Annotated in this window: 17 protein-coding genes and 1 pseudogene; 13 read left to right on the top strand and 5 right to left on the bottom strand. The window is 45.0% G+C overall.

What is annotated here, in order from left to right; translation table 11 throughout:
• The first annotated feature begins 282 nt into the window (after positions 1-282).
• Both SB752_RS15495 and SB752_RS15500 read left to right on the top strand, forming a co-directional pair.
• Positions 283-1782, top strand: coding sequence for an Ig-like domain-containing protein (locus SB752_RS15495; protein WP_410716523.1), 1500 nt, complete (start codon positions 283-285; stop codon positions 1780-1782).
• A gap of 193 nt (positions 1783-1975) precedes the next feature.
• Positions 1976-2140, top strand: a pseudogene (locus tag SB752_RS15500) (YciI family protein); the annotation flags it as partial.
• A gap of 274 nt (positions 2141-2414) precedes the next feature.
• Here the strand turns inward: SB752_RS15500 and SB752_RS15505 are convergent.
• Positions 2415-3323, bottom strand: coding sequence for an EamA family transporter (locus SB752_RS15505; RefSeq protein ID WP_410716605.1), 909 nt, complete (start codon positions 3321-3323; stop codon positions 2415-2417).
• 891 nt (positions 3324-4214) lie between these two features.
• Between SB752_RS15505 and SB752_RS15510 the strand changes: the two genes are divergently transcribed.
• The 4 genes from SB752_RS15510 to SB752_RS15525 all read left to right on the top strand — a co-directional run bounded on the left by SB752_RS15510 (position 4215) and on the right by SB752_RS15525 (position 8917).
• Positions 4215-5246: a Cfr family 23S rRNA (adenine(2503)-C(8))-methyltransferase gene (locus SB752_RS15510; RefSeq protein ID WP_410716524.1), complete on the top strand. Its 1032-nt coding sequence runs from the start codon at positions 4215-4217 to the stop codon at positions 5244-5246.
• A 598-nt stretch (positions 5247-5844) separates the two neighbouring features.
• On the top strand, positions 5845-6384 hold the full coding sequence (locus SB752_RS15515) for a sigma-70 family RNA polymerase sigma factor (protein ID WP_410716525.1): 540 nt from the start codon (positions 5845-5847) through the stop codon (positions 6382-6384).
• A complete protein-coding gene (locus SB752_RS15520) occupies positions 6377-7438 on the top strand; it encodes a DUF4179 domain-containing protein (RefSeq protein WP_410716526.1) in 1062 nt (353 codons plus the stop codon). The genes SB752_RS15515 and SB752_RS15520 overlap by 8 nt, the downstream gene beginning before the upstream one ends.
• 228 nt (positions 7439-7666) lie before the next feature.
• Complete coding sequence (locus SB752_RS15525) at positions 7667-8917, top strand: serpin family protein (protein ID WP_410716527.1); 1251 nt, start codon at positions 7667-7669, stop codon at positions 8915-8917.
• 243 nt (positions 8918-9160) lie between these two features.
• Here the strand turns inward: SB752_RS15525 and SB752_RS15530 are convergent, their stop codons facing one another.
• A complete protein-coding gene (locus SB752_RS15530) occupies positions 9161-10492 on the bottom strand; it encodes an aspartate aminotransferase family protein (protein ID WP_410716528.1) in 1332 nt (443 codons plus the stop codon).
• Positions 10489-12276 (bottom strand): sigma 54-interacting transcriptional regulator, encoded by a 1788-nt coding sequence (locus SB752_RS15535; protein ID WP_410716529.1) that lies wholly within the window; start codon positions 12274-12276, stop codon positions 10489-10491. Before SB752_RS15535 ends, SB752_RS15530 begins: the two co-directional genes overlap by 4 nt.
• Before the next feature lie 320 nt (positions 12277-12596).
• Between SB752_RS15535 and SB752_RS15540 the strand changes: the two genes are divergently transcribed.
• The 4 genes from SB752_RS15540 to SB752_RS15555 are packed head-to-tail and all read left to right on the top strand — an operon-like array spanning position 12597 to position 17677.
• Positions 12597-13748, top strand: coding sequence for an amidohydrolase family protein (locus SB752_RS15540; RefSeq protein ID WP_410716530.1), 1152 nt, complete (start codon positions 12597-12599; stop codon positions 13746-13748).
• Between the two features lie 15 nt (positions 13749-13763).
• Complete coding sequence (locus SB752_RS15545; protein ID WP_410716531.1) at positions 13764-15113, top strand: APC family permease; 1350 nt, start codon at positions 13764-13766, stop codon at positions 15111-15113.
• A gap of 18 nt (positions 15114-15131) precedes the next feature.
• A complete protein-coding gene (locus SB752_RS15550) occupies positions 15132-16337 on the top strand; it encodes a M20 metallopeptidase family protein (RefSeq protein ID WP_410716532.1) in 1206 nt (401 codons plus the stop codon).
• Positions 16331-17677: a glutamine synthetase family protein gene (locus tag SB752_RS15555; protein ID WP_410716533.1), complete on the top strand. Its 1347-nt coding sequence runs from the start codon at positions 16331-16333 to the stop codon at positions 17675-17677. The genes SB752_RS15550 and SB752_RS15555 overlap by 7 nt, the downstream gene beginning before the upstream one ends.
• A 459-nt stretch (positions 17678-18136) precedes the next feature.
• Here SB752_RS15555 and SB752_RS15560 read toward each other — a convergent pair whose 3' ends face one another.
• Together SB752_RS15560 and SB752_RS15565 are read right to left on the bottom strand one after the other, a co-directional pair.
• Positions 18137-18427: a YesK family protein gene (locus SB752_RS15560; RefSeq protein ID WP_410716534.1), complete on the bottom strand. Its 291-nt coding sequence runs from the start codon at positions 18425-18427 to the stop codon at positions 18137-18139.
• A 590-nt stretch (positions 18428-19017) separates the two neighbouring features.
• Positions 19018-19245 carry a hypothetical protein gene (locus SB752_RS15565; protein ID WP_410716611.1) on the bottom strand — a complete coding sequence of 76 codons (228 nt, stop codon included), beginning with the start codon at positions 19243-19245 and terminating at the stop codon, positions 19018-19020.
• Between the two features lie 429 nt (positions 19246-19674).
• Here SB752_RS15565 and SB752_RS15570 point away from each other — a divergent pair, with 429 nt between their 5' ends.
• The 3 genes from SB752_RS15570 to SB752_RS15580 all read left to right on the top strand — a co-directional run bounded on the left by SB752_RS15570 (position 19675) and on the right by SB752_RS15580 (position 23020).
• On the top strand, positions 19675-20271 hold the full coding sequence (locus tag SB752_RS15570) for a hypothetical protein (RefSeq protein ID WP_410716535.1): 597 nt from the start codon (positions 19675-19677) through the stop codon (positions 20269-20271).
• Between the two features lie 433 nt (positions 20272-20704).
• Complete coding sequence (locus tag SB752_RS15575; RefSeq protein ID WP_410716536.1) at positions 20705-22177, top strand: pyridoxal phosphate-dependent decarboxylase family protein; 1473 nt, start codon at positions 20705-20707, stop codon at positions 22175-22177.
• 276 nt (positions 22178-22453) lie between these two features.
• On the top strand, positions 22454-23020 hold the full coding sequence (locus SB752_RS15580) for an SLOG family protein (RefSeq protein WP_410716537.1): 567 nt from the start codon (positions 22454-22456) through the stop codon (positions 23018-23020).
• Positions 23021-23046: the final 26 nt, after the last annotated feature.

Raw genomic sequence — 23046 nt, forward strand, 5'->3', positions numbered from 1 at the left:
AAGAATTGTTGTGTCTTAGTACTTGGGAAAAAGAGAATTTATTTTTGGTGCCGCCGGTCTTCCCAGGACTTTTGTATTCGTCGAAACCCCGTTCGTATGCGTAATCTCCTCAGTAGTCACTAAGTAGGAAAATGCAGGAAAAAAGTTGAACGAGGGCGTGCTTTCCGATTTATTGCCTAGGAATAAGGTTACTGTACAAGATTACCATGCCCATGCTCTTATATAAGGAGTAATTGGTTGGAAAAATATTTCCAATATCTCTAAAAAGGGAGTGTGGATAACATGAGAACAAGGGAAAAGAATCATTTCAGTTGCAGGCGGTTCTTGGTCCGGGTGGTTGCCTTCTCGTTGGCGGCATCGCTTTGTCTGATCGGACAAGCTTCCGCTGCCGATGATGAAATCCAACTGAAGTGGGAAAAACGTTATAACAAAGAGGAGACGCGGGAATTGGTCCAAAAGGTCATTCCGACGAAAGATGGAGGCGGGCTGGTCTGGGCAAACGGGACGAACAGTGATTATCGCATAGTCCCCCCTTTGCTGGTGAAAGCAGATGGAACGGGACGGGAAGAATGGTCAAAGCGTATGCCGGAAGAGTTCTTTATCGCCGACGTGGAGCAGGTGAAAGAAGGAGGATATCTAGTGATGGGAGCGCTGCGCTTGGAGCCGGACAAGCTGCAGCTGATCAAATTGAGTGAAACCGGAGATGAGGAGTGGACGAAAGCAATTGAAGTAGAGGGGGGAGCGATGATACCGGATAGATACGTCCTGCTGTACAAAGATTTCGCCGAAACATCCGACGGTGGTGTGGTCGCAGTAGGCCAGAAATACCTCGAAGAGAGCGGACAGTACCTGTACAATATCGTGAAGATCACAGCAACTGGTGAAATCGAATGGGATAAGCCGTTGAGCAACTCGGCTCATCGGGTTTTTGTTACCAAAAGCGGGGAAATGTTTGTCCAAGGCAGTGTGTTTTCCAATGATGCTCACCTGTACGTGGCAAAGCTGTCCGAAGAAGCGGACAAGCTTTGGGAACATACCTACGAACAGAAGGGTTCGGTCAGTATCAAATCAGTCCTCCCAGCGACCGATGGCGGACTTCTCGTGACCGGATACACCAACCGCTTCTACTCTGACCCGGGTTTCGATGACATTGTTGCGTGGCATATCGATTCGGAGGGGAAGGTTGTTTGGCAGAAGCTTTATGATACCGAAGTGGGAAATGGAGAAGTGTCGGATGGAGAAAGGGGCTTATCGTTGTCCGAAACAGCGGATGATGGCTATATGCTGATCGGGATGATTGATTCGATAAATGCTGACCCTTCCAAATGGAATTTCAAGAAGCTGGATCAATCTGGCGACCTTTTGTGGGAGAAAACGATCTCGTTCCCGCACATACGTGTTGCGAATGCGGTTCCCCAGGGAAATGACCAGTATTTGTTATTGGGGGAATATTGGGAAAAAGGCACAACCTTTGCGGACAAGCGTGACATCTATCTAATTAAATACGGCAAAACAAAAACCATCGTCTCCCTTGAGCCGCAAATGCAAAAGAACAAACTGAAACTCGATAAAGGGGATATTGAAGAACTTCAGGTTACCGCCGTTTATGATGACGATACCAAAGAAGCTCTGACGAACGGGATTCGCTGGACCTCTTCCAACGAAGAAATTGCCGTGGTTGCCGAGAACGGACGAGTTACGGCCAAAGAGAAGGGAAAAGTGCAAATCATCGCAACCTTTCAGGGAAAAAAAGCAGTGTTCCTGGTCCAGGTGAAAGGGTAGATACTCAAATTGCGTCAATTGATAACGTACTTAACCTCCTTTCAAAGAGATAGGAGGTTCTTCTCGTTAACTTCGTTGAAAAATGAAAAAGAGTTGATCTCACTTGAATAGAGTATTCACAAACGAATATACCAATTAAATGGTGTTCACTGATAACTTCTCTTAACAGCAAGAAAAGGGCAATAGATAAGAAATGATAGGTTGTTTTATGTTGATCGTCAAGGCCTCGAAGAATTCGGAATCCGGAAAGCTCCTGAGCTCTGAGCTCATTGAAGCTATGACGAAGTACAATGAGGAATTAGTAAAGGCAGGCGTGCGGGTTATGGCTAAAGGACTTCATCCAAGTTCAAATGGTATTTGGACGTGGAGATGAATATGTTCCAGCTATTTGAAAATGAGCAGCAATCTAGTCGGAAATGAAACGGATGAGTAGAATAATAACTTGACTCAAGTTCCTTCCATATTGGAAAGGGTTTAAGATTGCAGACAAACTGCCCCGCTGGTCGTTCGGCGAGGCAGTTTTGTTTAATGAGACGATGGTATGTTGTTATATTGGCATAGGTATTTTCTTTAGCAGTCAAGCGGGAGGGTTTTGCCACTTGGCAGTGTTAAAAGGGAATCAAAACCTAATTTTAACAGGTGGTACTCTGCGTATTTAAAGATTCCTTCTTCGAATATCTAAATCTAATATTACTGCTAACAATCCCACACAAAATAATGATAACCCCAATCCACTGAGGTACGCTTATGGGTTCCGCCAGTACTATAGATGACATGGCAATGACAACCGGCAGTTCAGATGCTGTTAGAATCGTACCCAAGCCTGACCCAACATGTGGCATTCCAATGGAAAACAAAAGGGGAGGAAGAACAACACCGAATATACCCAATGCCAATCCATAAGGAATTACCCCGATTAATACATCCAAATCAAACAAAAACGTTGGCGGGAAAATGATAAATACGGTTATTAGTCCACCCGTAGCAAGAAGGGCGCTTTTCAAAATGGGAGGGGTTGCTTTTTCCACAGAGCTACTCAAAAAAATGAATGTGGAAAAGGTTAATGCCGCAAGCAATCCCCAGAAAGTTCCCATCCATGATAACGCCATCTGTTCCTGAAACAGTATATTCGCTGCTAAAATGGAACCGATTAGAAGCAGTGCGATGGAAAAGAGCTTTCTTAGTGTCGGCCTCTTCTTATGAAAAACCCACTCCAACAGTGCTCCGATCCAAACAAATTGGAACAAAAAAACAATAGCAAGCGAAGCGTTCAAGGTTTGTAAGGCTTGGTAATAGAATACTCCTGTCAACCCAAATGGAATTCCAGATAGAATAAGCTTTGAAGTTTGTTTCAGGGTTAATTTTGTCTTTTTGGTAAATAAAACAGCAAGCCACGTAAGCACAACTCCGAAAAAATACTGCCCACCGGTTACTGCTGGCACCGTAAAACCTGCTAGATACGCCAATTTAACAAATGTGGATAATATCCCATAACAGCAGCCTCCTAAAAAAACAATCAGTGCATAGTGCCATAATTTCATCATAATCCTCCTTTATTGAACGCAAAAAACCACACAAATGACCAGTAAGGCCTTTGTGTGGCGAAAATAGAGATGACTCTCCAGAAAAGTCCACGTCCCAAATCGGTTTTAGTATTTGGTTCCGGTAACATTATAAAAAACAATTTTAGTTATTGTCAATGTTTGGACTTTGGTCAAGACCTCGCAGACAAACTAATCATCCAGCGTCTCTCCATAGTTCATTTCAGTGAGGGGTATTTCCGACGTGCTTCTCAAAGAAAGGACCGAACGTTCTAGATGGTTTATGAAGAGGTCTGCTGCTTCTTTATAGGAAATGATCAGTTCGGGAGCCTTCCTAGCGAGCCCGGTGTCTGTTGGTATTATCAAGCGAATCGATCTTGTAATGTAGAAACTGGTATGTTAAAATCGTGCTGACACTTAACGATTGGAGATGAAGAGGATAATGTAGTCATTCTTGCCACTTTTTTATTGAATAAAGCAGAACTTGTTTTATTCTCTATTGGCAAGATCGTTACCTTATTCTTTTCACTCAGAAAATATATCCTTTTCATACCCTTCACTGGGTAGGATGTGCCGTATTTTTTTGAGCTACAAGAAAGGTAACTTTCTTGTAGCTCTTTTTTATTTTGACAATGCAAGGGATAAATCATTTCTAGGAGGATGAAAACGATGGAGATTGAGGTTGTAGATGATTATGTGAATCGGTTCCTGTTGTGTGAAGCGGTTCACAAAAAAACAAATCGGTTGCCGGAGGTTTACCAATCTATCGACAGGTGCACGTAGCAATCTGTCTGCAAACGTATGCACCTCTTCTGTATAGTTGACTAATGACGTGTCATAGCGCCAATTGACGGTTGCTATTTACGTTTTCTCCGGCAGTAAGGAGAAGACATGAAACTAACCTCGAAATATGAAACGATTCGGCGAATATTTTCCGACTTAAGGCAGCCTGAGTATCGGTATGCTCAGATTATGGACGCAATTTTCAAGCAAAACATCGGAGAATATGGACAGATGACTATACTGCCCAAATTTTTGCGGGACGAGTTGACCCGGATACTTGGTCCGAATGTTTGCAGTATCGTTCCGGTAAAGGAACTCGCGTCGAAACAGGTTAACAAGGTGCTGTTTGCCATTGCGGGTAACGAACGCGTGGAGGCCGTACGACTTACTTATGAGCGGGGGTGGAAATCATATTGTATTTCTACACAGTGCGGCTGCGGATTCAGGTGCAAGTTTTGCGCCACCGGTACCATTGGCCTGAAACGAAATCTGACCGCCGACGAAATTACCGACCAATTGCTGTACTTTCGCTTGAACGGCCATACGTTGGACAGCATCTCATTCATGGGCATGGGCGAGGCGCTGGCCAACCCACATATTTTTGATGCTTTGACGATTTTGACCGATCCGAAACTCTTTGGTTTAGGACATCGACGAATTACACTTTCCACTATAGGCTTGTTGCCAGGGATCGAAAAGCTGACACGGGAGTTTCCGCAGGTCAATCTAACCTTCTCGCTGCATTCTCCGTTCGACGACCAGCGAAGCGAGCTGATGCCGATCAACGAGCGATTCCCAGTTCGCGACGTGCTGAGGGCATTGGATCGTCACATCCAGCAAACAGGAAGAAAGGTGTATATTGCCTATATTCTTCTTCGAGGAGTAAACGACTCGACAAAGCATGCAGAAGCAGTTGCCGATCTGCTAAGGGGAAGGGGACCTGGGGAACATCTCTACCACGTTAATCTGATTCCGTTCAATTCGACCGAAGTTACGCCAGAGAGCTATCGGCAATCTGATCCTACTCAGATTAAAGCGTTTGTTCGGATCTTAAAGTCAAGGGGTATCAACGTCACAGTCCGAACTCAATTCGGCTCGGACATCGACGCGGCATGCGGCCAGTTATATCGCTCAGAATAATCGGGGTCGTAAAATTTATTACCATAGATGTAGCGGATCCGCGACTGTAAAGAGAACGGCTGCCTTGAAGAGGGCAGCCGTTTCCGATCGAGTGGTTGTGCAGTGCGCAAACCAGTATATCATAATGTCGAAGCCCCGAATGAATTAAATTCCTCTTGGAGAATAACAGTTTCCTAAGTACGCAAAAACTCCCCGATTTCAATAACAAATAGAGGAAACCAAACAAACCGTTTTCCCTGTCAGTTAACAATCAATATATAGCTAATCCAAATAAGAATCATCGTCCCGACAAGTGCAGCGGTGAAATCCTGCTTCCAATTCGTTTTCGCAAAAGGACTCCATTTGCCACCGAAAAGGCTAGCCAATCGAGCGATAAGGAACATGCAAGTTAAGATGGAAAGGACGTGCACGATGAGAAGCACATTTTCACCTCAGATCTAAATCAACATGATTCTCATCATTTTACCAAAGGTTGGAAATTGATCATACAAAGAAAGATGGAATTGATTATTATAAATGAAAAATTTAGGATAATGAGAACCAAACTGCTCTCTCCTCGTGTCTATAGTATATAGACTTCAAACAGGATGTGAATCGATTGAGCGAAACGATGAATAGTTGCGATGAAGAGCTTGCATGTTCCGGAGATTTAGAAGCTTTTACAAGGCTGGTCAAGAAATACGAGCAGAGTATGTATCGAGTTTCCCGTTCCATTTTGCCATCAGAAAACGAGTGTCTGGATGCTGCACAAGAAGCAATAATAAAAGCGTACCATTCGTTGTCTACTTTGCGGGATCCCCGTTTTTTCAAATCATGGCTCATGCGAATCCTTATCAATGAATGTCATCGGCTGGTCCGTAAAACTAGCAAACTCGTACTACTTGACGACTGGCATGAGCAAGCATCTTCCTATCGTTTTGAAAAGAACATCGAGGTGCAAGAAGCCGTCCAGCTCTTGGAAGAAGAACTTCGATTGTGTATCGTTCTATATTACTTTGAAGACATGGCAATTAAAGACATATCGATCGTACTCAGCCAACCCGAGGGGACCATTAAATCTCGATTGAGTCGGGCGAGAAAAAAATTGGCTACCTATTTCACTTCAGAGTCTACAGAATGGAGGACTGGCCATGAATGAATTACAGGTTGATAAAGAGCTTCGCGAAAAGGCAAAGAAAGCGAATGTTGATGTTCCAACCCATTTTACTGCTGGAATTGATCAAGTACTGGGCTCTCTTCCTGTTCGTCCTGGACTGAAGAAATCAAACGTGAGAAAGAACAAGTGGTTGTTACCCGTTGCTTGTCTTCTTTTTGGGATGTTCTTATTGATTGGTGCAGGGTTTGTGTCTCCAACGATGGCACACATGCTGAAAAACTTGCCTTATGTGAGCACTATTTTCGGTTTCGTTGGGGATTCAGGGATAAAAGTAGCCGATCAGCAAGGACTTACTCAACCGTTGGATCAGTCAGTGAACGACCAGGGAATCACAGTGTCTCTAAAAGAAGCCTATTACGATCGCCTTAACCTTTCGATTGGTTTTGCTGTCACATTCCCGCCGAGTGAAAACGGGTTTCAGCATATAGAGAAGCTCAGCTATGAATGGGCAGGGCGTACGATAACGAGAACATTCACAGCGGAAGAAGCGAAGAAAGGTTATCAGATACATTGGCGTCATGTCGAGGGAAATACATACTACGGAACATTTCAGCCGTTCTTCTTTGAAGAATTGCCTGAAGAATGGACGTTAAAATTGGCATTTCAGAAAATAGGTGGCGTAGATGGGGCTTGGCAATTTGACATTCCTCTTTCTCGAAATCCAACAGATGCTGTGACGAAGGTGACGGAGCCAGGAGTTTCCGGTCAATCGAGAGGCATCATATTCTCGGTTAAACAAATTATTCGAACCCCAAGTACCACCAGGATTGTTTTTCAGGTACAAGGTGAAAGTGAATCCACAGAACCGGAACATAAAGAAAAGTTGAATCAGATTGATCGTTTGTCAGATTCTATTCGCGTTTTCGATTCAAATGGCGTTCCTCTTTCCAGCATTACCGACGAAAAGGGAAATAGTCGAGGTGGGATCACTGGAATTAATTTCTTCGCTAAGGATTTTCATCCGATTTCCGCAGAATCCGACAAAATTATTATCGCTGTAGACAAACAGTTGCGTTTCGAGATCCCGCTCGACTGACAAAAAACCGCTCAGCCGCAAGTCTTCCCTGTAGGCTGGGTGGTTTCTGCTGTCGTTCAGCTTGGTCGTTGTATGACTTTTGCATACTAGCGCTTTATGGGGGATCTTACATGCAAACAAGGAAATCTGCGGTTCAGCTCTGCCTATAAATCAAAAACGATAGCATGGAAACATTACCCAAAGATATCCCGTCAAATAAGCATATGAGTGACAGGGGGGTCGAAATAAATGACAATTTTTAGAAAAGGCAATTTAATTAACGCGGGCATTCTACTCGTACTGTTTTTAACTGGGTGTTCCCAGGATTCTACAAAGGGGATTTCATTGGAAAATCGACAAGCCGAGGCGGATGCGGTTGACTCCCGTATTGTCAATGCAAGCAACAAGTTCGGTATGCAGCTCCATCGGCAACTGGTCCAAAAGGAACAAAACCAAAAGAAAAACATTTTCATTTCGCCTACCAGCATTTCTTTGGCACTCGCCATGACCTACAACGGTAGTAGGGGGGAATCGCAAACCGCGATAGCCAAAACGATGGGCTGGCAAGGCATGTCTATTGATGAATTAAATCGGGGGAACGAGGCGCTCATCTCTCTTTTGAAGCAGCCCAGTAATGGCGTTCAAATGAGCATTGCCAATTCGATTTGGTTACGTAAAGGAACATCGTTTCACAGTAATTTCATGAAAACGATTCAGGAATTTTACCAAGCCAAAGTAACCGAACTCGATTTCAATAATCCCGAGGCTTCCGATCATATTAATGATTGGGTAAACAAGAATACAAACGGAAAAATTCCCAAGGTGATGGAATCCATTGATCCTATGGAAGTTTTGCTCCTAATGAATGCCGTCTATTTCAATGGCGGGTGGAAAAAGGAATTCCAGCTTGCCGATACGAATGAAGAAAGCTTCAAGCAACATGATGGGTCCACCAAGCAAGTGCAGATGATGGTCCAGACAGGCACCTACGAATATTTACAGGAAAAGGAGTTTCAAGCTATCCGCCTGCCGTACGGTGAAGGGGAGATGGACATGCTTGTCATTCTGCCAGATGAATCTTCCTCTTTAGGTGCTGTCCATGACAAGCTTTGGGCAGATCACAGCAAATGGCAACAGCCGTTCCAGCAAAGCGAGGGAGAGATCAAGCTTCCCCGCTTCAAGGTAGAATACAAAGAACAGTTGAAAGAACCGCTCAAGGCACTGGGCATGGCGCTACCCTTTGACGAGATGAAGGCCGATTTTTCCGGCATGGCACCTGTTCCACCCAACCTGTTCATCAGTGCGGTAACACACCAAACATTCGTTGAAGTCAATGAAAAAGGAACTGAGGCTGCTGCGGTCACAGCGGTACATATGGCTCAGGCTTCCGCCCCGACCGATACACCGTTCCAGATGACGATAAACCGGCCGTTCTTCTTCGCGATTGAAGACCGTCAGACCAACGCATGGCTTTTTATAGGATCTGTGGTCGAACTATAAACGCTGATACTTAGTTTGCAAGGTGTTTCATTTCATCAGTGGAGAACGCTACTACTGACAAAAGCCGATGACCGATCACTGCGAAATTTCCAGGAACTGAGGTTAATTAAACCTGATTGTCGAACTCAATGCTCTGAATCCTGAGGCAAAATAGAGAGCAAATAATTGAAGGAAAAAATAATAGTAAGCGAAATAACCGGCGTTCACGAGGAGCGCCGGTTTATTGGGTAAATCCGTTATTGATTACCATCCCGCATATTGTTTGACCTTTTCCATATCAATGCTGTTGCTTTCGAGATCCTTGAAAGCTTGATCCAGAATCGAGACCGCTAAGTCAATTTCTTGTTTGGAAATGGTCAATGGCGGAGTTATCTCAATGACATTGCTATGAATGCCGACATAAAAAACGATCAGGCCCAATTCAAAGCAGCGGTAACAAACAGCTGCTGTTTTTTCAGCTGCAGGAGCTTTTGTGAACCGATTCTCCACAAGCTCGACCCCGATCGCCAATCCTCGTCCTCGAACGTCGCCGATCCACTCGTATTTTTGCTTTAGTTCCCCCAGCATTTGCAAAAAGTAGGCTCCGTTTTCTGCAGCATTCTCGATGAGCCGCTCTTCTACTAGAATAGCGATATTCTCTAAAGCAGCCATGCTGCATAGGGGATTGCCACTTGCCGTGAACATGTGGACGCCATTGCCCGCATCAAGCAGTTCTTTTCTAGCCACGACCGCGCTGATCGGCAATCCAGCTCCAAGTGATTTGCCCAATACGACAGCATCTGGAGACAGGTCGAAGTGATCAAAGGAGAACCATTTTCCCGTCCTGCCCATTCCTACTTTCACTTCATCGAAAATCAGGGATATATGGTAACGCTGACACAGTTTTTGCAATTCCGGCAAAAAATCATCAGGAGGTACGATCAGGCCACCGTCACTTTGGATTCCTTCGACGATTAAACCGGCGGTGTCTTCGGGAGGACAGACGGTACGAAAAACTTCATTTTCGATGTATTGAATGACTTGTGAGGTGAGCGCGATTGTCTCTCCAAATGGAGGTCGATACGGATTGGGATACGGTACTTTTAGGACATTGCCGCTGCCGATGAATTTGGCTTGCGCTGGATGGCCGGACAAGGAAAGAGAACCCATCGTTTGTCCGTGGTAGGAACCCATAAACGAAACCATCCGCGAACGATTGCGAACGAGAGGCAACAGCTTGAATACACAGTCATTCGCGTCCGAACCTGAATGGCCAAACCAGACCTTTTTCTCAAACGAACCAGGCGTTATCTCGATGAGCTTTTGCGCCAAGCCGACCATGTTTTTCTCTGGAATGGTGAGCTGTGACGTAAACGATAAGGACTCATACTGTTGTTTCAATTGCTGGGCAATGCGCGGATGACCGTACCCGATTCCCGCGACTGCCCAGCCAGCGCTCAAATCCAGATAGGACACACCTGCCCCGTCCGTCAGTCTGGTCCCGAAAGCGGAGGCTACCGCTATCGGGTAAAAGCGGATTTTCAACGCGCTTGATATGACTTTGTCTTCAGCAGAAAGCAGTGTGTCCTGATTCACCGGAGCATCCCCCTAACATATTTCAGATCGTATTTTTTCAGCTTGTAATTCAGATTTTGCCGGGGAATCCCTAGCTGCTCACTCGCTTTGGTGATGTTTCCCCTAGTGTCGCGCAAGGCTTGTTCGATCATGGCCCGTTCCAGGTGTTCAATCTGTTCGGGCAGATTCCCCCGGTAATCATGGACTGAGGGCTGGGATGGCAGAGAGGGTTCTGCCAGTTGGTTCATTTTTTGTTTGAAGTCATGGGGGAGGTGATCGTACGAGATCATCGTTTCGTCATAGACCAGATTCAGGGAGCCTTCAATGGTATGTTCCAGCTGACGGACATTGCCCGGCCAGCTGTAATTCAGAAAAAATTGGAAAACGTCATCGTCCACACCTACTACATCAACTCCTAATCCATTCGAGTGCTTTTGGATGAAAAAGTCGATGAGGACGGGAATATCTTCTCGTCGCATTCGCAAGGGGGGAATCAAAATAGTAACGACACCTAAACGGTAATACAGATCTTCCCGTAGCCTTTCGTTTGCTATCGCCTCATGCGGATCCTCATTCATGGTAGCAACTACCCGAACGTCGATATCGAGTACCTTTGACGATCCCAGTCGCTGGATTTTTCTCTCCTGCAGCACACGGAGGAGCTTGGCTTGCAGGTTTGGATTCATGGAATTGAGTTCATCCAAGAGCAACGTTCCCCCATGCGCCTGTTCAAAGAGGCCTGCCCGATCGATGGCACCGGTAAAACTCCCGACGCTCGTCCCGAATAGCAACCCTTCAAGCAGTGCTTCCGGCAGAGCTGCACAATTTTGGGCGATGAACGGCTTGTTTTTGCGTGGACTTTCATTATGGATGCTTTGGGCGATAAGCTCCTTGCCTGTCCCGGTTTCTCCCACAATCAGAATATTCGAACGGGAGCGAGCAGATCTACGCGCTTGCTCAACCATGTATCCCATTTCCTTGCTGGAGTAGACGATCGTCTCAAACTGGTAGCGGGTATTGCTTTTTTCTACGGTGGGAAGTAGGGGAACGGTTGTCACAGGAGTTTGTTTTTGCAATTGGTATATGGTTTCGGTCAATTGCTTTTGCTCTGTAATATCCTTGGTGATTTCGACGGCTCCCACCTTTTTGTTTCCTACATTTAACGGCATGGTACGAGAAAGTGTCGTCACCGCTTTTCCATTGTTCGCAAAATGGGTCTCCCGATGATTAAGCACCCTGCCTGTTCGCAAGCTGGTTAATAAAGTGCTCGTTTCTTCGTCCAAAGACCAGATATCTTCCAGCCTTTTTTCCCTGACCGCTTCGGGCTCAAGCGTATCCAATTCACCCATTTTCCGATTGTAGAAAATGATTTTTCCTTGCGGGTCGATGCTGCAGACGCCTTCTTCCAACTGGTCCAAGATGGAGTCATACATAGCTTTGGTTTCATTCATTTGCTGCAATTGGTGCTGCAATTGCTGCGTTTGCGTGATGTTTTTGAAAATGAACAGAAACAGTACCGAATTCGGTGGGATACCCAGACAGGAGAGATTCGCAATTAACTGCTGAGTACCGAACGAAATGGCAATCCCGGTCATGTTTTTTCTTATTTGTATGCATTTGCGAAATTCTTCGGATGGGATCAGTTCAAAGATGGAGATCCCAATCAAACTGCTTGGACTACTGGAAAACAGACGGGTGGCTGATCGGTTCAACGAAAGGATGTCCCCTTTGTCATCGGTAATCACCATGCCGTCAAAGCTTACGTTCCACACATCGTGCAAAGGGAGACCGGAGTAAACATTCACGTGTATATATCACCCCTATACTATAGAAAAAATTTGGTGAAAAAAAATGAGCGTTTTTAATCAAGCGAGGAGGAAGGAGAGTTTTATTTTGTAAACTATAGCAGATACATCTGGGCTTTTGGAAGGTGAAAATTACAAAAAGAATCAAAATTTAAAAAGAAAAAAATGTTTCGAAAAATATTTGTCTATTGGAGATTATTTTTCGTTTTCTATCGAGTGTGCCAGATTAAAAGAGTGAATATTCGTGCGTTTTTTCTTTTTGTATATGTTGGCACGAATGTTGCTTAAAGACATGGCATCACATGTTACAGGAGGTCATTATGGCAGAAATATCTTTGCGAGATGTACAAGCGGTCGACGTTCATGCCCATCCATATGTAGCGAATGAACACCCTTACACGACCGAGGAATTTATTCAGAAGCTGTCCTTGTCCGTACTACCCAAGCAAATGCACAAAGGACAAGTCTCTTCGCCGCATCAGCCTTTTCCGGGCTCTATCATGTGGATGCAAATTCTGATCAGACGAATGGCTCGTTATTTTGCCTGCGAACCGACACTCACGGAAGTGGTGAGAGTGCGAAATGAACGAGCAGCAAACTTCCAGGCTTACACGAGAGATTTGTTTGAGGATGCCAAGATCACGGGTGTAATTACCGATTTCGGGTATCCAACTCCGATGCTTAAAAAGCAGGCGTACACAGAGCTGTGTGGCGCGAGAATCTGGGAAATTCACCGGATCGAACCCGTCATGGTGCGTTTGCGTAAGGAATGTGCCAGCTTTGGAGAGTTCATCGAGATGTATCGTGCAGATTTGAAGAAAGCGTTAGAGAGTGCAGATGTGGTCGGTTTGAAATCGATTATTGCCTACCGCAGTGGACTGGAAGTGATGGATAAGGATGAGCAGGCAGCTTCCTCGCAATGGGAGGAATTCCAGGCAAATGAACGCGCTGAAGCCAAAGCTTTGCGGGACTATTGCCTGCACATCGCGATGGAGGAATGTACCGCTGCAAACAAAGTCATGCATATTCACACCGGAGTAGGGGATGGCGATGTTATCTTGCCGAAAGCAAGCCCCAGCTTCCTGCTCCCGCTGCTGCGTCACAAGGCATACGCCGAAACCAAGGTTCATCTCGTTCACGGGGGCTATCCTTGGGTGGAGGAGGCGGCATTCATCGTCAGTATTTTGCCAAACGTCTACATGGACATTTCGTTGCAAAATCCATTTGTCGGTCACGGAGTCAAACGGATTCTCTCACAAGTTTTTGAATTCGCGCCGTTTGACAAGGTGATGTATGGCTCCGATGCTTTTACCGTTCCGGAAATGAACTGGCTGGGGGTGCACCTGTTCAAGGAGTGCTTTGAACAAGTGTTGCAGTCATGGGTGGAGTCGGACTACGTTGATGCCGAGACAGCACGTTATATCGGAGAAATGGTGTTGTTCCGTAATTTTGAGAGCATCTATATCAAATAATTTGGGGGTGCCATGATGGAACAAAGAGTGTTGGAGCTTGCACCGGAGCGAAAGCTGGGGTATTGGCATATTTGGGCCTTGGGGGTAGGAGCCGTCGTCGGGGACGGCGTCTTCCTGCTCATGGGGCAAGGAATCGCCATGGCAGGTCCGGGAGCCATCCTCGCCTATTTTATCGCGGGTCTGTCGCAATTTTTTCTCATGATTGCGCTGGGCGAACTCGCAGTCGGGATGCCCAATGCTGGAGCCATGTCCCGTTGGGTGGAGAGGATGATGGGACGCTGGTGGGGCTTTTTATCCGGGGTAACATTTGCGCTCGGATGGGTCATTGCAGGCGGTAGCGTCGGCTTGGCACTAGGAAAAATTACGATGTGGTTTTTCCCGAAATTGCAAGGAGAGTACTGGTCAGTCATTTTCGCCGTCTTCTTTATTACGGTGTTTGCTGTACTCAATATCATGGGGACAGAAATCGCTGCAACCACGCAATTATTGCTCGTGATTATCATGACTGCTGTTATTGCTATCTTCTCACTCATTGGATTAAAAGATATGAATCTAGACAATTTCACACCTTTTCTCCCGCACGGATCGGAAGGCTTTTGGTCGGCCATTCCGCTCGGAACGTACGCTTACTTGGGAGCAGTAACACTGGCAACTGCCGGGGGCGAATGTAAGGACCCAAAAGATTTGCCGAAAGCGCTGATCTGGTCCGGAATGACTTTTTTACTTCTCTATACAGCTGCACAGGCTGTCTTGCAAGGCTTGATTCCCTGGGATCAGATCACGATGGACAGCTCGCCGTTTACGGTTGCGGCAGGGCAAGTATTTGGCTTTGCTGGAGCATTTGTCATGAATGCCGTCGCCTGGATTGCCGCTACCACCTGCATTTTGATGGGGACGCTATACGCAGCCTCACGAATCTTTTATGCCCAGGCTCGCGAAGGCTTTTTACCGGCGTTTTTCGGCTATCTCCATCCAAAAACGAAAACACCAGTGTACGGTATCCTATTTGTGTGGGCTTGCTCGGTCGCTCTTGTGATTTTGGGCTCCTTAAATCCAGACTTTCTCTATGTCGAGCTATCCAATCAGTTGGTTCTGGCTTGGATTGTATCCTGGACATTGGCTCTGATTGCCGCCGTTCTCTATCGCAAAAAGCATCCAGATGAAATCGAACGATTGCCTTGGAAACAACCCTTGTACCCACTCTTCCCGACATTGGGCTTTATTGGAATCGGCATTGTCTGCTACGGCTCGTTCGTTGGGTCTCCGATGACGCTGCTGCGCGGTGCGATCTGGATGGGGGCGTTATTCCTCGTGTTCAAGCTGTTTCAGAAGAAAGGTCAATCTACGGTTACTCATCGTAGCTAAGATAGGAAGGGATCAACCATGAAAAGCTCCATTCACGAAAAGCTGTCACTTGGCGAGGAACTCATGCAGCAATTAGCCGAAATCAGAAGTTACCTCCATCAAAACCCAGAGCTATCCTTTCAGGAATACCAGACTAGCGCGTATATCGTGTCTTGGTTGGAAAAGTGGGGAATCCCGCATCGCCGCTTTGGTGAGACGGGGGTCGTCGTCGACTTGTTCGGTGACGGGGGAGAGGGGCCTCATATCGGAGTTCGAGCCGATATAGACGCACTCCCCATCGAAGAAAAAACGGGGCTGCCGTTCGCTTCCAAACAACCGGGCGTGATGCATGCATGTGGACATGATGGACACACCACGATTTTGCTCGGCACTGTCTATCAGCTGTACCAGTTGAAAAGCGAGTGGAGGGGACGTGTGCGCTGCATCTTCCAACCGGGCGAAGAAGCAGATGGAGCAGCGCAGCAGATGATCGAGCAAGGAGTCTTGGAGAATCCTCCAGTGAACGGGATGCTCGCCCTGCACATGTGGCCGCATCTGCCGTTTGGATCGGTAGGGGTCAGAACCGGAGCGATCACGGCCTCTTGTGACGATTTTCGGATCGAAATCGAAGGGAAGGGCGGCCACAGCGCAAGACCTCATCATGCGGTCGATGCGATTGCGATCAGCAGTCAGATTCTTCAGGCGCTCTCCCAGCTCGTGACCAAGAGTACGAATCCCGTGGACCCAGTGGTTGTCCACGTAGGCAAGATTCAGGGAGGGACAGCGAATAACATCGTAGCGGATCGGGTCGTCTTGGAAGGAACGACACGGACGGTTTCGCGGGAGACGAGAAAAAAATTGCGATTGCAGTTCATCGCGCTCGTCGAAGGAATCGCAGAGGCTTACGGAGCGACAGCAAAAATCATGTACGCCGAAGGCTTGCCTCCTGTCATCAACGATCCACTTTTGACGGACTGTGTGAAACAGTGCGCGGCAGAGTTATTGGGTGATTCTAGTGTCTACGTCCTGCTAGAACCATCTATGGGGGCAGATGATTTCGGAGCTTTTGCTGAAAGAGTCCCGAGCACGTATTTTCGATTAGGCATCCAAGAAGCGGATCGCCCCGTGTACGATTTGCATCATCCGCAATTTCAGTTTGATCAGGAGATTATCCCGATTGGCGTAAAGCTTTTTACCCATACGGTTCTCACATTGCTGGATAAAGGAGAGAAAGAGATATGTTAACAAAAGAAGATGTTTTGGGATTGGTAAAGAGAGAGCAAATCGAATTCATTCGGATCGAATTTCTTGACTATGCCGGAGTGACACGAGGCAGGACCGTTCGCCCAGCCCAACTCGCAAGTGCAATGGAGAAAGGGGTTAACTTCAGTACAGCGATCATGAGTTTTGACTGCTTTGACGAGTACATCCCGAATCCGACGTATGGAGCAAATGATGGAGATTTTTTTGCCATACCAGATCCTAAGACATTTGCCATCCTGCCATATCGGAAAAATACAGCACGGATGTTGTGTGACCTCGTCGATGCCAATGGAGATCCATGGGCAGGTTGCCCGCGAAATGCACTGAAGCGGCTTTTGTCAGAGGTAGAGTCCCAGCTTGGCGGGAAGATGTACATGGCATTTGAACAGGAGGCGTATCTGCTCAAGGAAGTGGATGAAAAGATCCAGCCAGCCGACAACAGCCATTGTTTCTCTACCGTAGGGGTGGACATCCAGGAGGAATTTGTCCAGGATTTTGTCCTCTCGTTGGAAAAGATGGGCGTGGAAACCGAGCAAATCTCCAGTGAATACGGCCCTGGACAATTGGAAATCAACTTGAAATACACACCGGCGCTGCAGGCAACCGACAATCAGGTGACGTTCATGCACCTGTTTAAACAAATCGCAAAAGACAAGGGAATGATTGGCACGTTGATGCCAAAGCCCTTCCAGCACCTGGCCGGAAGTGGTCTACATGTGCATATTAGTCTCTTTGACGAAGCCGGGGAAAATCTCTTTGAAGATACTTCGGATCAGCGGGGACTCGATATGTCGGAGAAAGCGTACCATTTTATCGGCGGGCTCCTCAAGCATGCTTCCTCTTTGATTGCGATCGGGGCACCGAGCGTCAATTCCTATAAACGCATGCAGCCGGGTACATGGGCTCCTGCTCACATTTGCTACGGCTCAGGCAATCGTTCCGTACTCGTGCGAATTCCCGAAAAGCGCAGAGCAAGGCGTTTCGAGTTTCGTGGAGCGGACGGCACTTGTAATCCATATCTGTTGGCCGCCTGCTTGGTGGCAGCGGGATTACATGGAATCCAGAGCCGAATGGAGCCAGGGGAGCCAGCCACTACCGATGTGAGTAAAATGAGCAACGCCGAGTTAAAGGAGAGAGGAATCGGCTGGGTACCTCGTTCTCTCCCAGAAGCAATCAGTCATTTGTCCGAGGATACGATCTTGGCAGAGACGATCGGCCGTTCGATTTGGGAAGAGTTCATCAACATCAAGCGGACAGAGTCAGATAAATTCAATCGCTATGTAAGTGACTGGGAGAGAAAGCTGTTCTCGAATCTGTTCTAACTGAACTGTAAATGGTATCCTGAGCCATATGAAAAGGGTCGATCCTTTGTAAATCAGAAAGAATAAATCGAAAAGTCTAACAGTATGATGGTAATGGGGAAACGTGAAGTTCTTCTCTATGATGGAGAGGCCAGGAGGAAGGGCATCTACTTTGTCAGGAGGGAACGAAAATGAGAATGAATTTGGATATTCTCATCCAGTTACTCATGCTCATTGTGATGATCATCGAACTGGCAACCAGATAGGGAGAACCTTCATACCACAGGGAAGCGAGGAACCACCATACGTGGCTCCTCGCTTTCGCTGTTTTCGGGACGTTATTGTTGATAAGTCTCTCAGATATCATCAGGAATTGTGCAGCGAGTATGCTGAGTGATTGAACACAACATTACTGCTGTTAATGTTCAAGGGGCACAAAAGGATAAAAGGACAACAGATTGCTATCCTACATTTCCTCTATTAATTGTTTGATCTATCAAAAAAGTGTTTTATCACTAAATTCAAAATACCACCTAATATTGTACCTATGAAAATGGAGATACCGATCAATCCGTATCCCATACCGCTCCAACCACCGACAAAAAAGCTGATGATTATAATTGCAACGCTTACCATAAGTACTACAGAAAAACCTATACCAATGTACTTACCATTCTTTTCTGGAAATATTCTTCTTGCTATTATTGATGCAATAGCAAATAACAAAGCGACTCCTAAGCACATATAGATGAAGATTTCAAAACCTTCCATACGTCACCTCCTTGCTGCATGTTGTTACACTCATTGTAATACTGAATGAAAAAACCATAAGTACCAAATATCTTTGGTACCATCTTCATTAAAGCTATTATTGGCTTTATTGCAGGTGAAAGGGACAACTATTTAACAAAGAGAATCTATTTATCTTACCTATCTTGGGAATAGCTTGCTTTTTTGTGTCAGATCGATTTGAAAAGAAGTAAATCAACAAAATATCACAAGAGAAATTAAATTTGCCAGAATGTGTTGGACAATACCACTAGCGGAAGCAGGGTGAACTATGGGAGAGCTTCCAGGCAAGGCCTTTTCGCCCGAATACCAAACAATTAAAAGGGGTCCCGCCAACATTCCGCGTTTATCTTAACTCCAATGTGACAACCACTGTTAAATCAATGGTTGTCACATTGTTTACATGTATTCTATGTAAAATTGATATGTATCTTTTGAGATAATTGTCGAGCGTTAGTCTCTTGGTATGAATACTTTAACGAAGTTGAGTGAATTGAAACTATCAAACTCGGGGTAGTACCAGCGAAGCTGACACCACCCGCAAAGTAGATGTAACGCCGGGTACAACTCGGTTACACGCAAAAAGCAGTTGGCCGATATGGCAAAAACGACTCAACATCGCATTTCTGAAATATGGCCTCAAACGGATCGCCTCCATTTTGTTTAGCTTCCAATAGCGCTCGACCGATGCGGAAATAAAGGCGCAACTTGTCATTGATCGCCTTTCCCGACTGTTGAAAGCGATCGGCGTGATTTCGTTTGGCTCGGTTGAATAGCATCCCGAGTATACGATCGTGCATATGCAAACGAGATCCTCATATTAGGGGATCTCCTTTGCAGATTTCAATGTGTTTTTCAAATTTTATACTTGGTTTTAGATGTATGTATAATCTTTATATGGTAAAATATGTTGAAATAAATTAAAAAACAGCAACTCCTGTTTTTTAATGAAAAAAGGTAAGCGACATCACCAACCTACGTAGTGAGCCGATAGTGCTCAAAGGATTATCAAAGGATGTTTAGCTATCGGTGATCCATGGGCCAGAAAGGGAACTGTTGGGATAACGCTACAATGGAGAGCTTTTGGGCAAAGCCAAGCAATAATGGATTAATGGTAAGCTTTTCAAAATACGCAAATGAAGTGCGTCCGGCAGTGTTTTGTCATAATGAATCCTACTATCATGAAGAGATTGTGACACGATCAAAAAAAATAAAAAAGAGTGTGAAATATGAAAAAAATATTATTGGTTTGTATCATGATAATGTTGATGCTAGCATCGGCTTGTGGAAATGTTGAAATGACATCAAATCCAAATACTTCTAGTGAGCCTAAACCTGAAACGGATGAGTCTATTATTCCAAAAAACACAACCGATTGTACTGTAGAACGTATAAATTTGGATAGTGAAACTGAAAAATATTTCTATGGAACTTGGAAAGTTGAGAAGCTTTTAGGATTTGCAAATTCATATAATGATGCTTCTGAATATCCAACAGGGCAAAAATTTATTGGAGATGAAATTATAATCAAAAAAGACTTTTTTTCATCAAAAGGACTTAAAAACTATCAGAAATATCAATATGAACTAAAAAATCCATTATATGAGATTACAGCGACATGCTATAACTCTGACTCTTTTTATAGATTATATAAAATAGATATCCCAGACTTAAATATAAATGATGTAGTAAAAGCAATAGATATAAGTGACCCTTCTACAAAAATGAGCATACCTGTAAGTGTAAGTTTTTTGGTTGTTAATAACGATAGGCTTATCTTGTTATCAGAGGCAACTATTTTTGAGCTTAAAAAAATTACTGATTAAATGAATTAAGGTTATGTAATAAGTTCTGTGCTAATAGAATAGAAAATATCCAGGAAGGTAAGGATATCCTATAAGCGATTCTGAAAATGCCTGTGAATATAATTTTTTAAACAAGAAAGGTCAACCTTTAGGCTGACCTTTCTTGTTTATGTCGTAAAACGATTAAACTATAGTGTATATACTGGATATTTGTGAGTATATGGCATGCCTTTACAAAATAAAGTTGCTTCAGGGATATCGGCTTATTGACGCTTGCTCATGTTTCAAATTTTTATTATTTCTGCTGCCGTCACTGGTGTGCGCCGCCCAAGTGGATAGAGATTGTTTCGAAATATTGCGGTTTCATTCGAAAAAACGTACACCAGAATTCTGCGAGTGTATAATCTGAATCAGCAATGGAATCTCACAAGATGAAGGGGGATGCATTTTCCACATGATGAAGAATAATTCAATTCTTAATCTTGATACGGATGAACGCATGGACATTGGAACCTATCTGTTGGAACAAATCAATGACTATATAACGCACATACGCGGGGTTCGTGTCTCACCTGAACTCAGCGTGGATGTGGTTGCAGAATACGCACGTAAATTATCTTTTGAGTATCCCGTCAGCGCTCGTGAGGCGATTTATCATATCCTGGAGGGATTAAGGCAATACCAGGTGCATACGCCACACCCGCGATATTTTGGCTTGTATAATCCGCGGCCCAACTTCATGGGAATTATGGCGGACACGATTACTGCAGCATTCAATCCGCAGCTTGCAGCCTGGAGCCATGCGCCTATAGCGGTTGAAATGGAGAACTATGTATTGAAAGAGATAGCTTCAAAATTCGGTTATTCAGCAGAGGCAGCAGATGGAACATTTACAACAGGGGGAGCGGAAGCAAATCTGACGGCCGTACTGACCGCACTAGTTCATTCTTTTCCATCTTATGCCAAAGAGGGGCTGAGGTCGCTCCCCACGAATCCCGTCATGTATGCCTCTGCAGAGAGCCACCATTCCCTGGTAAAGGCAGCGCGTTCTTGCGGACTGGGTACAGATTCCCTTCGTATGATTACGACGGGCTCTGAAATGCATATAGATGTTCATGCGCTTCATCATCAAATTCAAGTGGATCGCGCAGCTGGATACACTCCTTTTCTCATCATTGCGACGGGTGGAACGACCGGCACCGGAGCGATTGATCCCATTAACGAAATGGCAAATCTGGCTGAACGTGAGCAACTGTGGCTGCATGTGGATGCTGCGTATGGTGGTGCCTCCGTGTTTGCACCAGAACTGCGGGATCTACTTCGTGGTATTGACCGAGCTGACTCCATTACCTTCGACGCGCATAAGTGGATGTCTGTCCCGATGGGAGCGGGAATTTATATCACACGGCATAAGGACATCTTACATAAAACATTCAGCATCACGGCAGATTATATGCCGAAAGAAGGGGCTGATCTGGATGTTATTGATCCGTTCACCCATTCCATTCAATGGTCGCGAAGATTTATCGGTTTGAAAGTATATTTATCGCTTGTGACGGCTGGTTGGGAAGGCTATCGCAGCATTGTGCAGCACCAAACAGAGATGAGCAATCGGTTGCGCCGGGAGCTTGCTTGCTCTAACTGGAAGGTTGTCAATGATACCGTATTGCCTGTCGTATGCTTTACGGATTTCAATATTCAATCCAACATCCAATCGAATTTCGCATCATTTATTTGTAAAGAGATATTACGTTCAGGGCAGGCATGGATTTCAGTATATGAAATAAACAAGGCTCCGGCGCTGCGGGCTTGTATTACGAACTACGATACAACAGAGGAAGATATTATGGTATTGATGCAGTTGCTGAATGGAGCAAGAGCAAAATATTTGGAAGAGACCTACGAACGGTCTGAACTGAATCTTTAGCCAAGGAAGACATGATACCATCTATGAGCTGACCAATAGTCATGTAATGAATTATGATAGCCCCTTGTTTTTTGGAAATGAATTTGTTCTATGATTTTATCAATCAGTAACTTAATGTTGCAATCGAAGGAAACTAACAGATCATCCGATTTATCCTGAGTCATTCAAATTTGTGATAATATAAGAAACATATAAGGCGTAATACCTAATGAAGTGACACCCAGTGAATAGAAATCTATTTTCTGCTTGAGCTTCTTTTAAACTAGAGGTGGCATCATGATAAAGCGGTTGTTTGTTTCAGGATATAAAGCTCACGAGCTTGGTATTTTTAATGAAAAAAATCCGGGGTTAGCAATTATTAAGACAGCAGTGAAGCGGGAACTCGTAAGATTCCTCGAGGAAGAATTGGAATGGGTCATCATATCAGGCCAACTCGGGGTAGAAATGTGGGCAGCCGAAACTGTTCTGGAATTAAAAAAGGAGTATCCACATCTAAAACTGGCTGTAATTACTCCGTTTTTGAATCAAGAGGAAAAGTGGAAAGAAGAGACCCAGAATTACTATCGAAATATTGTGATGCAAGCCGACTATATCAATAGTGTCTATCAAACACCTTACCAAGGAGTTTGGCAGCTTGGAGAGAAAGACAAATTCTTGCTAGCTAATTCAGACGGTATCTTGTTAGTTTACGATGAAGAAAACGAAGGATCACCGAAGTTTTTAAGTAAGCTAGCCGCAAAAAAAGCGGAAATCGGCGATTATCAGTTGTTTCGAATTAACGCATATGACTTACAGACCATTGCAGAGGAACAACAGCAAGAATTGTACAATGACTTTTTCTAAACAAAGAAACCAGCTATTATAAGCTG

Source organism: Brevibacillus sp. SIMBA_040 (assembly GCF_046535075.1).
Lineage (GTDB): Bacteria > Bacillota > Bacilli > Brevibacillales > Brevibacillaceae > Brevibacillus.

Excerpts from the sequence above, each read along its gene's own strand:
- SB752_RS15495 (WP_410716523.1), top strand. The coding sequence starts at position 283 with ATGAGAACAAGGGAAAAGAATCATTTCAGTTGCAGGCGGTTCTTGGTC.
- SB752_RS15505 (WP_410716605.1), bottom strand. The coding sequence starts at position 3,323 with ATGAAATTATGGCACTATGCACTGATTGTTTTTTTAGGAGGCTGCTGT.
- SB752_RS15510 (WP_410716524.1), top strand. The coding sequence starts at position 4,215 with ATGAAACTAACCTCGAAATATGAAACGATTCGGCGAATATTTTCCGAC.
- SB752_RS15520 (WP_410716526.1), top strand. The coding sequence starts at position 6,377 with ATGAATGAATTACAGGTTGATAAAGAGCTTCGCGAAAAGGCAAAGAAA.
- SB752_RS15525 (WP_410716527.1), top strand. The coding sequence starts at position 7,667 with ATGACAATTTTTAGAAAAGGCAATTTAATTAACGCGGGCATTCTACTC.
- SB752_RS15540 (WP_410716530.1), top strand. The coding sequence starts at position 12,597 with ATGGCAGAAATATCTTTGCGAGATGTACAAGCGGTCGACGTTCATGCC.
- SB752_RS15545 (WP_410716531.1), top strand. The coding sequence starts at position 13,764 with ATGGAACAAAGAGTGTTGGAGCTTGCACCGGAGCGAAAGCTGGGGTAT.
- SB752_RS15550 (WP_410716532.1), top strand. The coding sequence starts at position 15,132 with ATGAAAAGCTCCATTCACGAAAAGCTGTCACTTGGCGAGGAACTCATG.
- SB752_RS15555 (WP_410716533.1), top strand. The coding sequence starts at position 16,331 with ATGTTAACAAAAGAAGATGTTTTGGGATTGGTAAAGAGAGAGCAAATC.
- SB752_RS15560 (WP_410716534.1), bottom strand. The coding sequence starts at position 18,427 with ATGGAAGGTTTTGAAATCTTCATCTATATGTGCTTAGGAGTCGCTTTG.
- SB752_RS15565 (WP_410716611.1), bottom strand. The coding sequence starts at position 19,245 with ATGCACGATCGTATACTCGGGATGCTATTCAACCGAGCCAAACGAAAT.
- SB752_RS15570 (WP_410716535.1), top strand. The coding sequence starts at position 19,675 with ATGAAAAAAATATTATTGGTTTGTATCATGATAATGTTGATGCTAGCA.
- SB752_RS15575 (WP_410716536.1), top strand. The coding sequence starts at position 20,705 with ATGATGAAGAATAATTCAATTCTTAATCTTGATACGGATGAACGCATG.
- SB752_RS15580 (WP_410716537.1), top strand. The coding sequence starts at position 22,454 with ATGATAAAGCGGTTGTTTGTTTCAGGATATAAAGCTCACGAGCTTGGT.